A 15585-nucleotide genomic window follows, 5' to 3' on the forward strand; every position below is an offset into this window, starting at 1 on the left:
AAGGCGGCAAGTTTACCGCATCACCCCTGCCTACTTGCAGATTTCGCCTTTCAATGGCTGCGCCGGCTCTGGTGCCTTGCGCCACTGCGGTAGGCCGATCAGCACCACTGCGCCGATGATCACCGCCATGGCCACACATTCTTCTGCACCAATCTGCTCACCGGCAAAGACGATACCCAGCAGAACGGCCACTGCCGGGTTGACGTAGGCATAGCTGGTGGCAGCTGCCGGGCGCACGTGCTTGAGTAGGTACATGTAGGCACTGAACGCTAGGATCGAACCGAACAACACCAGGTAGGCCAGTGCCCCCCAGCCGGCAGCGGTCGGCATCTGCGTCATGCGCTCGCCAGACAGAGCGCTGCCGAGCAACAGCACAGCGCCACCAACGAGCATTTCCGCGGCGCTGGCCATGGGTCCCAGGGGCAACGGCAAGGTCTTGCTCCACACCGAGCCGAACGCCCACGACGCCGCCGCAAAGATGATCAGCGCCGCGCCAATCGGGCTTGCCTGCAGGTTGGAGCCCAGGTTCAGCAGGCCGATACCCACCAGCCCGAGGGCTATCCCCGCCCACTCCAGCTTCGAATTGCGGTGCCCGAACAGCAGGCCGAACAGCAAGGTGAACAGCGGCACGGTCGCCACCGCCAGCGCCGCCACGCCCGAGGCCACGCCGGCATGCTCGGCCACGGTCACGCCACCGTTGCCACAGCTGAGCAACAGGAAACCGATCGCCCCCGCAGCCCGCCACTGCGGCCAGGTCGGTGCCGGTACACCGCGCCAGCGCAAGAAGCCATACAGCAGGCCCCCGGCAATCAGGAAGCGCACCCCGGCCATGAGCATCGGTGGCCAGCTCTCGACGCCAATGCGAATGAACAGGTAGGTAGAGCCCCAGACCAGGTACAAGGCCAGGAAAGCGCCAATGAGCAACAACGGGAAGCGACGGGAGGCAGGCATGGGAAACACTCGAAATCCGTTTACGGGTGACTTAGTTTAAAAAGGCCACCGTGTAAACTTAAGTTACAAAGCAGCTTTAAATGACCCGAACACTTTGCATTGCATGGTTATTCGGATGCTTTTCAATCGAATCGAAACCAGGCAGGGAAATTCCATGGACAAGTACGACCGCATGCTGCTCGCCGCTCTGCTCGACAACGGCCGCGCCACCTTCGCGCAACTGGCGCGCCAGGTGAACCTGTCGGCGCCGGCGGTGGCCGAGCGGGTGGCCAAGCTCGAGGCCAGCGGAGTAATCACCGGCTACCAGGCCAAGGTCGACATGAGCAAGATTGGCCTGCCGATCCAGTGCGTGATCGAACTGCGCCTGGCCAGCCACGGCAACCAGCAGGCCTACGAAGCGTTGACCCAGATACCCCAATTGACCGAATGCCATCGGGTAACCGGCGACCCCTGCGTCATCATGCAGGCAGCGGTGGGTTCAATGCCGGAGCTGGAAGAACTGATCAACCGGGTCGCGCAATTCGGCTTCAGCAAGACCTCGATCATTCTCTCCAGCGCTGTGGAGCGGCGGGTGCCGCTGGGGCAACTGGAGAAGAAGCCCTAACAGAACCTGGACAGGGTCTCACGAACCTTCGCGGCAGGTGTTTTCTGCAGGCGGCAGAGCAGGTCGTGCGAGAGTTGCTGTACACCATGGCCCTGGCGCAGCACGCCGGCCAGGTGTTGCAGCAGGTTGGCGGCCATTTCGGCGTCGGCCATGGCCCGGTGCGCGGTACCGGTATCCGGCAGCCCGGCCCAGCGGGTCAAGGTGCCCAGCTTGTGGTTCGGCGCCGCCGGCAACAAGCGCCGTGACAGCAGCAAGGAGCAGGCGAAGGCCTGGGTGCGGCTACGGCCGATGCGACCCAGTTCGTAGTCCCAGAACTTCTGGTCGAAGGCGGCATTGTGTGCCAGCAGCGGGGTGCCACCAACGAACTCGGCCACTTCGTTCATCACCTTCTCCACCGGCGGCGCACTGCGCAGCATGGCGGTGGTGATGCCAGTGAGCCCGGCGACGAAGGCCGGTACCGGCACACCCGCGTTCATCAGGCTCTGGTAGCGCTCGACAATGCGCCCGCCCTCCAGCATCACCACCGCCACCTCAGTGGCGCGGCAGCCGGCGCCGGGGCTGATGCCGGTAGTTTCAAAGTCGATGACAGCGATACGTTCCATGAAAAATCTCAGTGTTTTAGCAACAGCGCACCCTCGATGGGCACATAGCGGGTGGCGGCACGGATCAGCGAGAGCGCGGTAAGCCCCGGCACACCATACACCACTGCTTCGGTGCCATGGCGCTGTCTCACCCGCTCCAGCAGCAGATCGAAATCGCCATCGCCAGAGGCCAGTACCACTTGGTCGACGCGGCTGGCGGCGTCGATCACATCCAGGGTAATGCCCACATCCCAATCACCTTTGGCCGAGCCATCGCTGCGCTGGATGAAGGGCTTTAGGCGCACATCGAAACCGAGGTTGCGCAGGATCTGCTGGAACTGCTGTTGTTTGCTGTCGCCACGGTCGATGGCATAGGCCACGGCCTCGACGATCTGGCCTTCGCGGCTGACGTCGGCCCACAGGGCGGTGTAGTTGAAATGGCAGCCGTTGGCCTGGCGCACGGTGTAGTAGAGGTTCTGCACATCGGCGAACAGCGCGATCTTTTTCACCTTGGAACCCCTTGGTCGGCCTGGAATGCTGGAGGCGCAAAGCGCCCCCAATAATTGCCAGCAGTATGCCAGACCTGTCAGACGTACGAATCGTCGTCCGAGAAGAACCCGCCATCATCGCTGCCATAATCGCTGTCGGCATAACCACCCTGGTCGCTGCCCCAACCACTGTTGTCAGCCACCTGCTGCTGCGCCCCCGAGTCGCTCCAGCCCCCGCTGTCGCTGGCAGGCGCCGGCTCTTCCTTGATCACCTCTACTACCTCCTCCGGCTGCGAGTTGTGGTTGAACAGGCTGCTGATACCCTGCGCCAGCAACACGCCACCCGCCACACCGGCTGCAGTCTGCATGGCACCGCCGAGGAAGCTGCTGGCAGCACTGCGTGCCGGTGCAGCGCCAAAGCCAGGCTGCTGCGCTTGTGGCTGGGAAAAGCCCGGCGCCGACGGCTCACGCCAGCCACCGCCAGATGCCACGGGGGCTGCAGCGGGACGCTGCGGTTGCACGGCCGGGGCCGCATTGCGCCCAGACGAACCAAAGATGCTGGACAGGAAACCACCACCGCCATTGCTCGGCGCGCTGCCGGCACGGGCGGCCTCGGCCTGGGCACGGGCCTGCTTCAGTTCGGCTTCCAGTTGCTTGTTCTGCTCGTCGAGGCGCTTGATCGCTGCCTCCTGCACCAGGATCGCCTGGGCCATGTAATAAGGCGCCGCCGGCTGCTGACGTACATGTTCCTCGATGCATGCCTGGGCCTGCGCATCACGTGGCTGGCTCGGGTCCTCGGCTTGCTTGAGGCGGCCGAACAGGCCGTCGATCAGGGTTTGTTCTTCAGTATTCATGGGGCGACCTCGTGGGGTAGCGGGACAACGGATAGCGCCAAAGATGGGGCGTACACGCGCGGGATTCAATCACCAGCGGCGTGAAACTTTTTTCAGCAAATGACAGCTCCAAGCCTGCTTTGGGCTAAAGTTAGGCCCCTGTTTTTACTGCCATGCGATGTTGACTGATGAATCCGCTGAGCGTTCTGCGCGACTCCCTGTACTTCTTCCGCCGCCACCTGCCGAACATCCTCCAGCTGTGCCTGCCGCTGGTGGTGCTGGAAGCCCTGGTCACCCAACTGCTGTACCGCCAGCTGGGCGACCAGGCATCGCCAGCCTACGGCATGCTGGTCAGCCTGCTGTTCTACCCGCTGTACAGCGCCGCGCTGATCCTGTACCTGGACACCCGCAGCAACGGCCAGGACATCGCCAAGCGCGACCTGTTCGCCCGCGCCGTGCAACTGTGGCCGCAACTGGCCCTGCTGATCCTGATCAGCTCGCTGCTGATCATGGCCGGCCTTGCGCTGTTCATCTTCCCGGGCGTGTGGATCATGATCAACCTGGTGTTCGCCGAGTACCTGCTGGTACTGCGCGGCCGGCCGGTGGTGCAGTCGATGCGCGACAGTGCCAGCATGACCACGGGGCATTTCATGCGCATCATGGTTTGCGTGGTCGGCGTGCTGGCACCGATCTGGCTGATCGACGGGCTGCTGCTGATGGCCTTCCCCGAGCCATCGCCCGGCATGGAGCTGGCCATGGACAGCCTCAGCGGCTTCCTGCAACTGTTCAGCACCGTGGTGCTGTACCGCCTGTTCATGCTGCTGGAAGGCGAAGCCAGCGCCTGAGGCCACAAGGGAAAGTCTTCGTTCTGCCTGGCTGCCCGGCCCTGGCATTAGGGTGCACAACCTTCAATGCCATTCAAGGAGAGCACCATGGACGAAGACATTCAGGCGGGATTCGCCAGGTCTTTTCGCGGCAGGCTGTACATGCACGCAGTCGACTACCACCTCCCCCTGCGCCTGAGCCGCAGCACGGACAAATTCAACTGGGGTATCACCCCCGAAGATGACTGGTTGCAGGCGGGCGGAAGCCTGGACTCCCCGCTGATGGACTTCGAGTACGACTCTCGAACCGAAGATCGCCTGCACTACCACATCAGCATCCCAGGGCGCCCGGCGACCAAGAAGCTGGGCATCAGCCGCAATGGCTACCTCGGTTTCTACTGGTATGCCGAAGTCACCGATTACGTGAAGATCGAACCGCTGCATCTGAGCGATGAAGGGCTGCTCTGCCATCTGCGCGACCACCGCGGATACAGGGTGGGTGCCATACCCGATGCACCACACCATAGCGGAGACAAGGTGTACCTGTTAAACGTCGAGGAGGGTGAAATCGTGACCTTCCTGCTGAGACAGGCAAACTGAACTTCACAGGTGGGCTATACGATGAAAGACACTTCCATTGACACTTCCTGGCCTGGACACAGTTTTCTTGGCCGCATCTACATGATTCAGGGGGATCGCAGGATCCCGATCCATCTCAGCAAAGCAACCGATGTTCCCGTAGCAAGCCTGATCGCCAACGATTGGCTGGAGTCGGGGGGCGATAAAGCGACAAGGTTCAGCTTCAGGTTCCATTCCAGAACCAAAGACCGACTGCACCATCATATCTTCAGCACCCATTACGCCGTGAAACGACAGTTGATGATCAGCGATAACGGTTACCTGGGCCTTTACCTGCCAATCACACAAGGCGACTACTTCAAGCTCGAGCCCCTGGAAGTCACAGAACGCTTCATTCGATGCCGCTTGCGCGACCACCTGGGACACCAGGTGAAGGCTCAGGCCACGGAAACTTTTGGTTGTGACGATAGAGCCTATCTCACCGTAGGCGAAGGACTGCTACACGAGTTTTTGATCGAACGCAGCCTGCAGAACTGAATTGCCGCTCACTTTCAGGTACCGCGCGGCTTCGCCCGTGCGGTCGCCTCGGCCACCAAAGGGTCATCCGGCCAGTAATGCTTCGGGTAGCGCCCTTTCAGGTCCTTCTTCACCTCGGCATAGGTCGTGCGCCAGAAGTTGGCCAGGTCCTGAGTCACCTGCACCGGTCGGCGAGCCGGTGACAGCAGGTGCAGCTTGACCTGCTGTCGGCCATTGGCGATGCGTGGGGTGTCGGCCAGGCCGAACAGCTCTTGCAGGCGCACGGCGAGAATCGGTGGGCTTTCGCTGTAGTCCAGGCGAATGTTGGAACCGGACGGTACGGCAAGGGACGCGGGGGCCTGCTCTTCCAGACGTTGCGGCAGTGGCCAGGGCAACAAGTTGCGCAGCAGCGAAGACAGGTCCAGCGCGGCGAAATGACTAAGACGCGAAACCTTGCCCAGGTAGGGCTGCAGCCAGTCCTCCAGGCTGGCGAGCAAAGCTTCGTCACCCAGATCGGGCCACTCACTATGGCCCTCTTTGGCCAGGTCGAGCTGACGCAACAGCGCCACCCGCGACTGCCATTGCCGCAGCTCCGGCGTCCAGGTCAGCAGATTCAGGCCTTTGCGCCGGACCAGGCCAAGTAACGCGCGCGCCCGGGCTTCATCATCCAGGCCGGTCAGCGGCTCACGGCTGAGCACCAGCTCGCCAACCTTGGCCTGGCGTTCGGCGCGCAGCACCTGCTCGCGCTCGTCCCAGTCGAGAATATCGACCCGCTCGACCTGCTCGGCCAGCACGCCCTCGAGCAGCGCCGGCTCGAATTCGGCGGCCAGGTAGATGCGTTCTTCGCGTTGGCCCTGCCGGCTGCCCAGGTCGGCAATCACCAGCCACGGGCACTTCATCAGTGCATCGACTTCGGCAAACAGCGCCGCACGGCCATTGGCCAGCCGATACTCCGCGCCACCCTCGCGGCGCTGCTGGGCGACGCGGTCGGGGTAAGCCAGCGCCAGCAGTGCGCCCAGCCAGCGAGGGTGATCCGGGTCGGCGACCGGTGCACCGGCCTTGCCACGCAGCAGGCCGCGGTACTGACGAGACAGTTGCCGGGCACGTTGCACGCCACCCTGGCCGCCCCGCGTAGCCTTGCTCTCGCCGCTGACCAGCGCCAGCCGGCTGTGCAAGTCGGCGCCACCGCCGCGCTGGATATCCCGCTCGCCCAGCAGCGCGGCCACATCACAGGCCATCTGTGCCAGACCCAGGTCCTGGCCGCGCAACAGCAAATGCGCGATACGTGGATGCGCCGGCAGCTCGGCCATGGCCTGGCCGTGTTCGCTGAGGTTGTCACGGCTGCCGGGCTTGAAGGCATTGAGCCGTGCCAGCAGGTCCTGGGCCTGGGCGAAGGCAGCAGTGGGGGGCTGGTCGAGCCAGCGCAACTGCTCGGGCGTAACGCCCCAGCGTGCCAGTTGCAGGGCCAGGCCGGCCAGGTCGGCCTGCAGGATCTCGGCGCTGCCGTGGGCGGCCAGCTGGTCATGCTGGGCTTCGGACCACAGGCGGTAGCACACGCCGGGCTCCAGGCGCCCGGCGCGGCCGGCGCGCTGGGTCGCACTGGCGCGGGAGATGCGCTGGGTGTCCAGGCGGGTCATGCCGCTGCCGGGGTCGAAGCGCGGTACCCGGGCCAGGCCTGCGTCGATCACCACGCGCACACCGTCGATGGTCAGGCTGGTCTCGGCGATGTTGGTGGCCAGCACCACCTTGCGCAGGCCCTTGGGCGCCGGGTCGATGGCCGCACGCTGTGCATTGAGGTCGAGCTCGCCATGCAGCGGACACAGCAGGATTTCGGGCCGTTCACCCAACGCTTCCTGCAGGCTCTGATGCACCCGGCGGATCTCGGCCTGGCCCGGCAGGAACACCAGCACACTGCCGGCTTGATCGGCCAGCGCCTGCAGCACGCTATCCACCACCCGTGGCTCGATGAACTCACCCGGCTGGTAAGGCCGCCCCCAACGGATGTCGACGGGGTGCATGCGGCCTTCGCTGCTGACCACAGGGGCATCGTCCAGCAGCCGCGACAGCCGCTCGCCCTCCAGGGTCGCGGACATCAGCAGAACCTTCAGTGGCGGGTCGTCACGCAGCAATTCGCGGCCATTCAGGCTCAATGCCAGGGCCAGGTCGGCATCGAGGCTGCGCTCGTGGAATTCGTCGAAGATCACCAGCCCCACCCCCTCCAGCGCCGGGTCGGCCTGCAAGCGGCGGGTGAGGATACCTTCGGTCACCACCTCGATGCGGGTTTTAGGCCCGACCTTGCTGTCCAGGCGAATGCGGTAGCCCACCGTTTCACCAACCTGCTCGCCCAGTTCGCTGGCCAGCCGTTCCGCAGCCGCGCGCGCCGCCAGGCGCCTGGGTTCGAGCATGAGAATGCTCTGCCCTGCCAGCCATGGCTCATTGAGTAACGCCAGCGGTACGCGGGTGGTCTTGCCGGCGCCGGGTGGCGCCTCGAGCACCGCTTCGTCACGGTTTTCCAGGGCCTGGTGCAAGGCGGGCAAGACAGCATCGATCGGTAATGAAATCATGGTGGTCCTCGAACAGTCCCGCGAGTATAACGGCGAACCCAGCCTGCTCTATCATGGTCTTAGCTTCAGGTGCAGGCGCTTCGCTTGCCCTGCTGAATACCTTCTCGGAGATTTACATGCGCATCCCAACCCGCGTCATCGGTGGCGCCCTCATCGTCACCTTGCTGACCCAACTGACAGCCTGCGGCACCATTCTCTACCCGGAACGTCGCGGCCAGATCGGCGGCAAGATCGACCCTGTGGTTGCCGCAATGGATGCTATCGGCATCCTGTTCTACGTGATCCCGGGGCTGATCGCCTTCGGTATCGACTTCGCCACGGGCGCCATCTATTACTCAGGCGGGCGATCCGCCCAGGTCGACCCAGTCAAACTGCGCGAGGCTGTCAGCCCCGATGGCAAGGTCGACAACCTGAAGTTGCAGGCCATTCTCGAAAGCGAGCTGGGCCAGCGCCTGCCGCTGAACGACCCACGGCTGATCCAGCACCGCGGCAGCATTGAACAACTGGCCAGCCTGGGCCTGGTGCCTGCAGCCTGAACCATAAGGACACTGACCACGGATGATGACCACCCCGGCTGAACACCAGCGCCTGCTACGCCTGGCCACCCGCGCATCACTGGCGGTGGCCAGCATCCTGGTCCTCAGCAAGGCGCTGGCCTGGTGGCTGAGCGGCTCGATCAGCCTGCTGGCAGGGCTGACCGACTCGGCACTGGATGCCGTTGCCTCGTTCCTCAACCTGCTCGCCGTGCACTACGCCCTGCGCCCGGCCGACGACGACCACCGATTCGGTCATGGCAAGGCCGAAGCCCTGGCCGGTATGGCGCAGGCGCTGTTCATCGGGGTCAGTGCGGTGCTGATCGGGGTGCAGGCGGTGGAACGCCTGCACACCCCGCAACCCTTGGGCGATACCGCCATAGGTATCGCGGTAATGCTGCTGTCGCTGGTGCTGACCCTTGCCCTGCTGGCACTGCAACACAAGGTCATCCGCCTGACCGGCTCCACGGCGGTGCGGGCCGACTCCCTGCACTACCGCTCGGACCTGCTGCTTAACGGCAGCATCCTGCTGGCCCTGCTGCTGGCACGCTTTGGCTGGCCGCAGCTGGATGCGCTGTTCGGTCTGGGCATTGCCGTCTACATCCTCTGGAGCGCGCTGCAGATCGCCCGGGAGAGTACGGCCATCCTGATGGACCAGGAACTGCCCGGTGATGTTGGCGAGGACATGGCTGCGCTGGTGCTGGCCATTCCCGGGGTTGAAGGCGTGCATGACCTGCGTACACGGGTGTCGGGCAAACAGTGGTTCGTGCAACTGCACCTGGAGATGCCGGGGCAGTTACCGCTGCATGAAGCGCACGCCTTGTGCGTGGAGGCCTCGCGGGTGATCCGCCAGCGTTATCCACAGGCGGATGTGATGGTGCATGCGGATCCGGTGTGAATCAGTGAGCGTAACTGTGGGAGCGGGTTTACCCGCGAACACCGGCACAGCCGGTGCCATGCACCGCGTCGCATTCTTCGCGGGTAAACCCGCTCCCACAGGGCTCTCCGTTGCAGGGACGTGTCCCGCTTCAGTTGATGCTGTAGCCCCGGCCACTGAAGCACGCCCCCAGCGCCCGCCGGTAGTTGTCCGCCACGTTGGCCGGCGGCGCATAAGTCGCCGTTGCCGGGTCGAAGCCTGACTGGTTCACGGCCCAGCGGTGGCACTGGTAACGGTCCTGGTCCTGCTGTTCCTGCCCTTGCCCATACATCGGGTAGGCCACCACGTCATACCCACCGCCTACAGGTGCCGGCGCGGCAACCGGCGGGTTGACCACCACGTAATCGCGGCTGTCAGCCTGGTACTGGTAATAGGTATCGGCCACCAGGAAGAACAGCGCCCCGCCCAGCCAGACTTCCCGCGCATAGGGCGGAAGGTAATTGACCCGCACGCCGTAGGGCGGGGCCACCACGACATAACGGTCACCATGGGGGCGGTACCAGTAACCACCGGAGTAGAAGTAATCATCGCCACGGTAGGGCACTTTCCAGTAGCGGTCCGGGAAATGATCGATGGTGTGTCCCGGGCGATACTGCGGCCCCGGCCCCCAGCCATTGCCATGACCGTCCGGGCGCCCCTGCCAGTCACCGCCAGGCCGTTGCCCCGGGCCACCGGCTTCCCAGTAGCGGCTATCACCATGGCGGCGAGGAATATCCTGATAGTAGCCCTGACGCGGCGGCTGGGTCTGCTGCACTTCGTCACGCGAATTGAGCGAGCGGCCCGGCGCCCCCTCGCCCGGCCCTTCGGCCATGGCCCCGAGGCTGATGCTCAACCCCAACACACCAACACCTGCCAACTGCCAGATGCGCGACTTCATGCTGTTCCTCTCGGTAGAAAATACGGCAACCACAGCCAGTCTACCGCGCCCGTAACGCAGGCCAATTAAATTTCCAGCCATGAAAAAAGGGAGGCCGCAGGGCCTCCCTTCAGGAATTGTCGTCCGTGCTCGGCACTTGTGGCGCCGGCTCACCTCACACCGTCTTCTGAAAGGTGTGTAGCCCGGGGGCCTGCAGATCCTGTTGGATGGCTGGCCGCGACCGCCCGCCTAGGGCGCGTCGCCGTGGACTGATGTCCGGGCAGTGATTCTGTGGATAAAGATACCGAAGCAGTTGCGGCAGATGATTGCGAAGATTGCTCAGATAAATAGCACTTGCGCAATTTTTCACCCTGGATTGATAATTCACCGCAATCCGAACAGAAAAGGCATAAACCATGAGCAAACTTGACCGCTACGACCTGAGCATCCTCGCCGAATTGCAGCGCGATGCGCGCATTTCCAACCAGGAACTGGCCGAACGCATCGGCCTGTCGCCTTCGCCATGCTCGCGTCGGGTCAAGCAACTGGAGGACGATGGCTACATCTCGCGCCAGGTGGCCCTGCTCGACCGCAAGAAGCTGGGCCTGAGCCTGACGGCCTACGTGCTGATCGGCATGGACCGCCACACCCCGGAGCGTTTCGAAACCTTCGAGGCGGCCATCCGCAACCTGCCACAGGTGCTCGAATGCAGCCTGGTCACTGGCATGGATGCCGACTACCAGCTGAAAGTGGTGGTGCCCGACATGGACCACTACCAAAAACTGCTGCTAGGCAGCCTGACCCGTATTGAAGGCGTCACCAGCGTGCGTTCGAGCTTCGTGCTGAACCAGGTGCTGGCCAGCACCGAGCTGCCATTGACCCACCTGCGTTAATTGCCTGCGCCAGCAAGCGTATAATCGGACGCTCAACCCGCCTGGAGAACACTGATGGATCCCGCCGTATTCGAAGAGTGGATGATGATCATCCTGGTCACCGTGTTGATCGGTTTCATGGGCTTCATCGTCTGGGACCTGGCGAAAAAGTCCAAGGCGGGGCGGTTCGGGACGCTGATCCTGTTCTTCGTGCTGGGGCTGGGGGTGCTGGCCTTTATCATCAAGAGCGTGGTGGTGGGGTTTCTCGAAGGGGTGTAGAAAATTCAGGGCCATTCGCGGGCACGCCCGCTCCCACAGGTCTGGCGCTGCACTTGAGGGCTGCACCCTACCTGTGGGAGCGGGCGTGCCCGCGAATAGGCCCTTGAACTGGGCTAAAGCTTGGCAGCCACTTCGCGCCAGCAGCCCTGTTCCAACCCGTCCAGCGCCCAGTCGCCAATCCGCACCCGCACCAGGCGCAAGGTCGGCAACCCCACCGCCGCCGTCATTCGCCGCACCTGGCGGTTACGCCCTTCGCGAATCACCAGCTCCAGCCAGCTGGTCGGCACACTCTTGCGAAAACGCACCGGCGGGTTGCGCGGCCACAGTTCGGGCTCGTCCAGGCGCCGCGCCTCGGCCGGCAAGGTCGGCCCGTCGTTCAGCTCCACGCCATCGCGCAAACGCTGCAACTGCTCCTCGCTCGGCTCCCCCTCCACCTGAACCCAGTAAGTCTTGGCCAGCTTGTGCTTCGGGTCGGCAATGCGTGCCTGCAGGCCGCCATCGTTGGTCAACAGCAACAGGCCTTCGCTGTCGCGGTCCAGCCGCCCGGCCGGGTACACGCCCGGGATGTCGATGTAGTCCTTGAGCGTCGCGCGCCCGTCGCCGTCGCTGAACTGGGTCAGCACGTCGAACGGCTTGTTGAACAGGATCAGGCGCGGCTCGGCCGGTGGCGCCTTGGGCTGGCGACGCGGGCCGGTGGCAGGCCGCGCCTGGGGACGGCGCGGCTTGTTACGGGGTGGCAGTGACATGGATCCTCAGCGGAACGGCGGCTCATCGAAACTGCGCAGTTTACGCGAGTGCAGCGAGTTGAGCTCGGTGCGCAGCAAGTCGAGGGCGGCAATGCCGATCTTCAAATGCTGGCTGACCGCCCGGTTATAGAAGGCGTTGGCCGAGCCCGGCAGCTTGATCTCGCTGTGCAGCGGCTTGTCGGACACACACAGCAAGGTGCCGTAAGGCACGCGCAAGCGGTAACCCTGGGCGGCAATGGTGCCGCTTTCCATGTCCACCGCCACGGCACGCGACAGGTTGATCAGCGGCCGTTCCTGGGCCCAGCGCAGCTCCCAGTTGCGGTCGTCGTAGGTCAGCACGGTGCCGGTGCGCAGGCGCTTCTTCAGCTGTTCGCCACGCTCGCCGGTGACCTGCGCGGCGGCCTCCTGCAAGGCCAGCTGCACTTCGGCCAGGGCCGGGATCGGGATGTTCGGTGGCACCACCCGGTCGAGAATGCCGTCACGGCGCATGTAGGCGTGTGCCAGCACATAGTCGCCGATGGTCTGCGATTGCCGCAGGCCGCCGCAGTGGCCGATCATCAGCCAGCAGTGCGGGCGCAGCACGGCCAGGTGGTCGGTGATGTTCTTGGCATTGGACGGGCCGACGCCGATGTTGACCAACGTGACACCGTCGCCGTCGGCGGCGATCAGGTGGTACGCCGGCATCTGGTAGCGGTGCCAGACCACGCTGGCTACCAGGGCCTGGGTTTCACCGTGGTCCATGCCCTTTTCGATCACCACGTTGCCCGGCAGCACCATGCGCACGAAGCGCGGGTCGTCACGCAACTGGTCGAGGCCGTGGCTGATGAACTGGTCGACATAGCGGTGGTAGTTGGTCAGCAGGATCCATGGCTGCACATGGCGCCAGTCGCTGCCGGTGTAGTGCACCAGGCGGCGCAGCGAGAAGTCGACCCGCGCGGCATCGAACAGCGCCAGCGGCAGGGTTTCGGCACTGCCCCAGTCACACAGGCCGTCGGCGATGTTGTCGGTGGCAGCCGACAGGTCGGTGCTGGGGAACACCCGCGCCAGTTGCGCTGCGGTGATGCCGCTGCCGGCCAGCTCGTCGCCCTGGTCGACCACGTAGGGGTATGGGATGTTCTGTTCGCTGACGCCAACCTCCACCGTGACGGTGTAGTCATGCATCAGCGGGCGCAGTTGCTCCAGCAGATAGCCACGGAAAGCAGCCGGCTGGGTGATGGTGACGCTGTAGGTACCGGCCACCTGGACCTTGGCGTAGGCCCGCGTGGTGGCGGCGACTTCACCGTGGCTGTAGTAGGTCAGGCGCAGCGCCGGGTAGCGGAACAGGTCACGCTCTTCGGCGTCCGGCTCGGTACGGTCCTTCAGGTAACGCTTGAGGGCCTGGCTAAGGGCCCCGGTGGCCTGTTCATGCAGGGCCGCCAGACGGTCGACGGCCTGTTCGGGGGTATCAACGACTACAAAAGCTTGGCTCACACTGTGCTTCCTGTCTGGACATGCATGTGAACCATCTTGCCTGCCTTCTTGGCTAAATACACCCCCATTGATCGGTGTTGCATCCATTCGCGGGCACGCTCGCTCTCACAGGATATTCACTGCCCTAAGTACGGCGCAGTACCTGTGGGAGCGGGCGTGCCCGCGAAAAAGCCAGCTCAGTTCGTCCAGGCTGGCGTAGCCCTGGCCACCAATGCCGCCACATCCACACCCCGCGGCAACGCCCCATAAACGCGCCCCCCACCCGCCAAGCGGCTGTCGATGAACGCATCACTGACCACCGTATTGCCCGCCTCCAGCAACAGCTTGGCCTGCAATGCCAGGGCAATGTCCTCGGTCAGTTGCCGCGCGCGGTACTGCATGTCGCCGGTGTCGGCAAACGCACCCTTGAGGTTGCCGATGTGCGCCGCCAAACGCGGGTCCCCATGCCCATCACCCAGCTCGGCGAACAACGCATCGAGCACGCCCGGTTCCTTGGACAAGGCCCGCAGCACATCCAGGCACTGCACATTGCCCGAGCCTTCCCAGGTCGAGTTGACCGGCGCTTCGCGGTACAGCCGTGGCAGGATGCTGTCTTCCACATAACCCGCCCCGCCCAGACACTCGGCGGCCTCGTTGATCATGGCCGGCGCGCGCTTGCAGATCCAGTACTTGCCCACCGCCGTGACCAGCCGGGCGAAATGCGCCTGCTGCGGGTCGTCCAGCTGTTCCAGCGCCTGCCCCATGCGCAGGCTCAGGGCCAGCGCGGCCTCGCTTTCCAGCGCCAGGTCGGCCAGCACGTTCTGCATCAACGGCTGCTCGCTCAGCAGCCGCCCGCCGACCTTGCGGTGCGCACAGTGGTGGGCCGCCTGGGTCAGCGCCTGGCGCATCAGGGCACTGGAGCCGACCATGCAGTCGAAGCGGGTCATGGCCACCATTTCGATGATGGTCGGCACGCCCCGCCCTTCTTCCCCGACCATCCACGCCAGGGCGCCGCGGAATTCCACCTCGCTGGAGGCATTGGAACTGTTGCCCAGCTTGTTCTTCAGGCGCTGGATATAGAACTGGTTGCGGCTGTCGTCGGGGCGGTGACGCGGCAGCAGGAAGCAGCTCAGGCCTTTTTCGGTCTGGGCCAGGGTCAGGAAGGCATCGCACATCGGCGCCGAGCAGAACCACTTGTGCCCGACCAGCTCGTAGGCCTGGCCCGGGCCTGCGGCGCCGACCGGATAAGCCCGGGTAGTGTTGGCACGTACATCGGTGCCACCCTGCTTCTCGGTCATGGCCATACCCAGGGTGACCCCGGCCTTGTGCCGGTCGCCGACGTTACGCGGGTCGTATTCGCAGGCGAGGATTTTCGGCAACCAGTATTCGGCCAGTTCGGGTTGCAGCCGCAGCGCAGGTACGGCAGCGAAGGTCATGGTCAGCGGGCAGCCGGTACCGGCCTCGGCCTGGCTGTGCAGGTAGGTCATCGAAGCCCGCGCTACATGGGCGCCGGGGCGGGGTTCGGCCCACGGTAGCGAAGGCAGGCCATGCTCGACAGCGGTGCGCATCAGTTCGTGGTAGGCCGGGTGGAACTCGACCAGGTCGATGCGGTGGCCGTAGCGGTCATGGCTGCTGAACTCCGGCTTGTGCGCATTGGCCAGGAAACCCGCCTGCATCAGCGGGCCACCGGCCAGGGCCCCGTAGGCATCGATCCGCGACTCGGCCCAACCCGCGCCGAAGCGCCGCGACCACTCCTGTAGCGGCAGGTCGAGGCGGTACAGGTTGGCACCGTCGAGAGGCGGTGGCTGGTTGGTGACTTCGTGGGTTTCAGCGTACTGGTGCAGGTTCATCGGGGGCTCCTGGATCCGGGTAGGCTTGAGAGACCCAGTGAAGCACTCTGTACGAGTCAGTCAAAGTGACATTAATGACTAAACATGTGGTGGGGGGCGCATGTGTTGGGGATGCTGCGGGGC

At 64.3% G+C, this 15585-nt stretch carries 17 protein-coding genes; 8 read left to right on the forward strand and 9 right to left on the reverse strand.

The features are described from left to right. Positions 1-30 precede the first annotated feature (30 nt). Positions 31-951 (reverse strand): drug/metabolite exporter YedA, encoded by a 921-nt coding sequence (gene yedA, locus A4C63_RS05410; RefSeq protein WP_063911823.1) that lies wholly within the window; start codon positions 949-951, stop codon positions 31-33. Between the two features lie 154 nt (positions 952-1105). Between yedA and A4C63_RS05415 the strand changes: the two genes are divergently transcribed. Beyond that, a complete protein-coding gene (locus A4C63_RS05415) occupies positions 1106-1555 on the forward strand; it encodes an Lrp/AsnC family transcriptional regulator (protein WP_013974322.1) in 450 nt (149 codons plus the stop codon). On the opposite strand, the gene A4C63_RS05420 is transcribed toward A4C63_RS05415, so the two are convergent. The 3 genes from A4C63_RS05420 to A4C63_RS05430 form a co-directional block, all read right to left on the reverse strand. Next, entirely contained in the window at positions 1552-2157 is a 606-nt protein-coding gene (locus A4C63_RS05420; RefSeq protein ID WP_063911824.1) for a PolC-type DNA polymerase III, read from the reverse strand. The genes A4C63_RS05415 and A4C63_RS05420 overlap by 4 nt on opposite strands. Positions 2158-2165: 8 nt before the next feature. Next, positions 2166-2645: an NYN domain-containing protein gene (locus A4C63_RS05425; RefSeq protein WP_063911825.1), complete on the reverse strand. Its 480-nt coding sequence runs from the start codon at positions 2643-2645 to the stop codon at positions 2166-2168. Positions 2646-2722: 77 nt separating this feature from the next. Further along, the gene (locus tag A4C63_RS05430; RefSeq protein ID WP_063911826.1) at positions 2723-3478 is read right to left on the reverse strand and encodes a DUF2076 domain-containing protein; all 756 of its coding nucleotides are present in this window, start codon (positions 3476-3478) and stop codon (positions 2723-2725) included. Between the two features lie 167 nt (positions 3479-3645). On the opposite strand from A4C63_RS05430, the gene A4C63_RS05435 reads away from it, so the two are divergent. The 3 genes from A4C63_RS05435 (at position 3646) to A4C63_RS05445 (ending at position 5397) form a co-directional block, all read left to right on the forward strand. Beyond that, complete coding sequence (locus tag A4C63_RS05435; RefSeq protein ID WP_063911827.1) at positions 3646-4302, forward strand: YciC family protein; 657 nt, start codon at positions 3646-3648, stop codon at positions 4300-4302. A gap of 87 nt (positions 4303-4389) precedes the next feature. After that, entirely contained in the window at positions 4390-4881 is a 492-nt protein-coding gene (locus A4C63_RS05440) for a hypothetical protein (RefSeq protein WP_063911828.1), read from the forward strand. 21 nt (positions 4882-4902) lie between these two features. Then, on the forward strand, positions 4903-5397 hold the full coding sequence (locus A4C63_RS05445; RefSeq protein ID WP_063911829.1) for a hypothetical protein: 495 nt from the start codon (positions 4903-4905) through the stop codon (positions 5395-5397). 14 nt (positions 5398-5411) lie between these two features. Here A4C63_RS05445 and hrpB read toward each other — a convergent pair whose 3' ends face one another. Beyond that, on the reverse strand, positions 5412-7940 hold the full coding sequence (hrpB, locus tag A4C63_RS05450) for an ATP-dependent helicase HrpB (RefSeq protein ID WP_063911830.1): 2529 nt from the start codon (positions 7938-7940) through the stop codon (positions 5412-5414). Positions 7941-8056: 116 nt separating this feature from the next. Here hrpB and A4C63_RS05455 point away from each other — a divergent pair, with 116 nt between their 5' ends. Together A4C63_RS05455 and A4C63_RS05460 are read left to right on the forward strand one after the other, a co-directional pair. Then, positions 8057-8476, forward strand: coding sequence for a hypothetical protein (locus tag A4C63_RS05455; protein ID WP_013974328.1), 420 nt, complete (start codon positions 8057-8059; stop codon positions 8474-8476). A gap of 22 nt (positions 8477-8498) precedes the next feature. After that, positions 8499-9371: a cation diffusion facilitator family transporter gene (locus A4C63_RS05460; protein ID WP_063911831.1), complete on the forward strand. Its 873-nt coding sequence runs from the start codon at positions 8499-8501 to the stop codon at positions 9369-9371. Between the two features lie 130 nt (positions 9372-9501). Here the strand turns inward: A4C63_RS05460 and A4C63_RS05465 are convergent, their stop codons facing one another. Further along, complete coding sequence (locus A4C63_RS05465; protein WP_063911832.1) at positions 9502-10287, reverse strand: DUF6515 family protein; 786 nt, start codon at positions 10285-10287, stop codon at positions 9502-9504. A 395-nt stretch (positions 10288-10682) separates the two neighbouring features. Between A4C63_RS05465 and A4C63_RS05470 the strand changes: the two genes are divergently transcribed. Together A4C63_RS05470 and A4C63_RS05475 are read left to right on the forward strand one after the other, a co-directional pair. Beyond that, positions 10683-11159, forward strand: coding sequence for an Lrp/AsnC family transcriptional regulator (locus tag A4C63_RS05470; RefSeq protein ID WP_003249795.1), 477 nt, complete (start codon positions 10683-10685; stop codon positions 11157-11159). Positions 11160-11213: 54 nt separating this feature from the next. Next, the gene (locus A4C63_RS05475; protein ID WP_013974331.1) at positions 11214-11417 is read left to right on the forward strand and encodes a DUF2788 domain-containing protein; all 204 of its coding nucleotides are present in this window, start codon (positions 11214-11216) and stop codon (positions 11415-11417) included. 113 nt (positions 11418-11530) lie between these two features. On the opposite strand, the gene A4C63_RS05480 is transcribed toward A4C63_RS05475, so the two are convergent. The 3 genes from A4C63_RS05480 to A4C63_RS05490 form a co-directional block, all read right to left on the reverse strand. Beyond that, on the reverse strand, positions 11531-12163 hold the full coding sequence (locus tag A4C63_RS05480; RefSeq protein ID WP_063911833.1) for a pseudouridine synthase: 633 nt from the start codon (positions 12161-12163) through the stop codon (positions 11531-11533). Between the two features lie 6 nt (positions 12164-12169). Further along, entirely contained in the window at positions 12170-13633 is a 1464-nt protein-coding gene (gene amn / locus A4C63_RS05485) for an AMP nucleosidase (RefSeq protein WP_063911834.1), read from the reverse strand. Positions 13634-13809: 176 nt separating this feature from the next. Further along, complete coding sequence (locus A4C63_RS05490) at positions 13810-15462, reverse strand: acyl-CoA dehydrogenase family protein (protein WP_063911835.1); 1653 nt, start codon at positions 15460-15462, stop codon at positions 13810-13812. Positions 15463-15585 lie beyond the last annotated feature (123 nt).

It is taken from the genome of Pseudomonas sp. p21, from assembly GCF_001642705.1.
In the GTDB taxonomy this organism is placed as follows: domain Bacteria; phylum Pseudomonadota; class Gammaproteobacteria; order Pseudomonadales; family Pseudomonadaceae; genus Aquipseudomonas.

Coding starts and splice junctions, on each gene's coding strand:
- yedA (WP_063911823.1), bottom strand. CDS start 951: ATGCCTGCCTCCCGTCGCTTCCCGTTGTTGCTCATTGGCGCTTTCCTG.
- A4C63_RS05415 (WP_013974322.1), top strand. CDS start 1,106: ATGGACAAGTACGACCGCATGCTGCTCGCCGCTCTGCTCGACAACGGC.
- A4C63_RS05420 (WP_063911824.1), bottom strand. CDS start 2,157: ATGGAACGTATCGCTGTCATCGACTTTGAAACTACCGGCATCAGCCCC.
- A4C63_RS05430 (WP_063911826.1), bottom strand. CDS start 3,478: ATGAATACTGAAGAACAAACCCTGATCGACGGCCTGTTCGGCCGCCTC.
- A4C63_RS05435 (WP_063911827.1), top strand. CDS start 3,646: ATGAATCCGCTGAGCGTTCTGCGCGACTCCCTGTACTTCTTCCGCCGC.
- A4C63_RS05440 (WP_063911828.1), top strand. CDS start 4,390: ATGGACGAAGACATTCAGGCGGGATTCGCCAGGTCTTTTCGCGGCAGG.
- A4C63_RS05445 (WP_063911829.1), top strand. CDS start 4,903: ATGAAAGACACTTCCATTGACACTTCCTGGCCTGGACACAGTTTTCTT.
- hrpB (WP_063911830.1), bottom strand. CDS start 7,940: ATGATTTCATTACCGATCGATGCTGTCTTGCCCGCCTTGCACCAGGCC.
- A4C63_RS05455 (WP_013974328.1), top strand. CDS start 8,057: ATGCGCATCCCAACCCGCGTCATCGGTGGCGCCCTCATCGTCACCTTG.
- A4C63_RS05460 (WP_063911831.1), top strand. CDS start 8,499: ATGATGACCACCCCGGCTGAACACCAGCGCCTGCTACGCCTGGCCACC.
- A4C63_RS05465 (WP_063911832.1), bottom strand. CDS start 10,287: ATGAAGTCGCGCATCTGGCAGTTGGCAGGTGTTGGTGTGTTGGGGTTG.
- A4C63_RS05470 (WP_003249795.1), top strand. CDS start 10,683: ATGAGCAAACTTGACCGCTACGACCTGAGCATCCTCGCCGAATTGCAG.
- A4C63_RS05475 (WP_013974331.1), top strand. CDS start 11,214: ATGGATCCCGCCGTATTCGAAGAGTGGATGATGATCATCCTGGTCACC.
- A4C63_RS05480 (WP_063911833.1), bottom strand. CDS start 12,163: ATGTCACTGCCACCCCGTAACAAGCCGCGCCGTCCCCAGGCGCGGCCT.
- A4C63_RS05490 (WP_063911835.1), bottom strand. CDS start 15,462: ATGAACCTGCACCAGTACGCTGAAACCCACGAAGTCACCAACCAGCCA.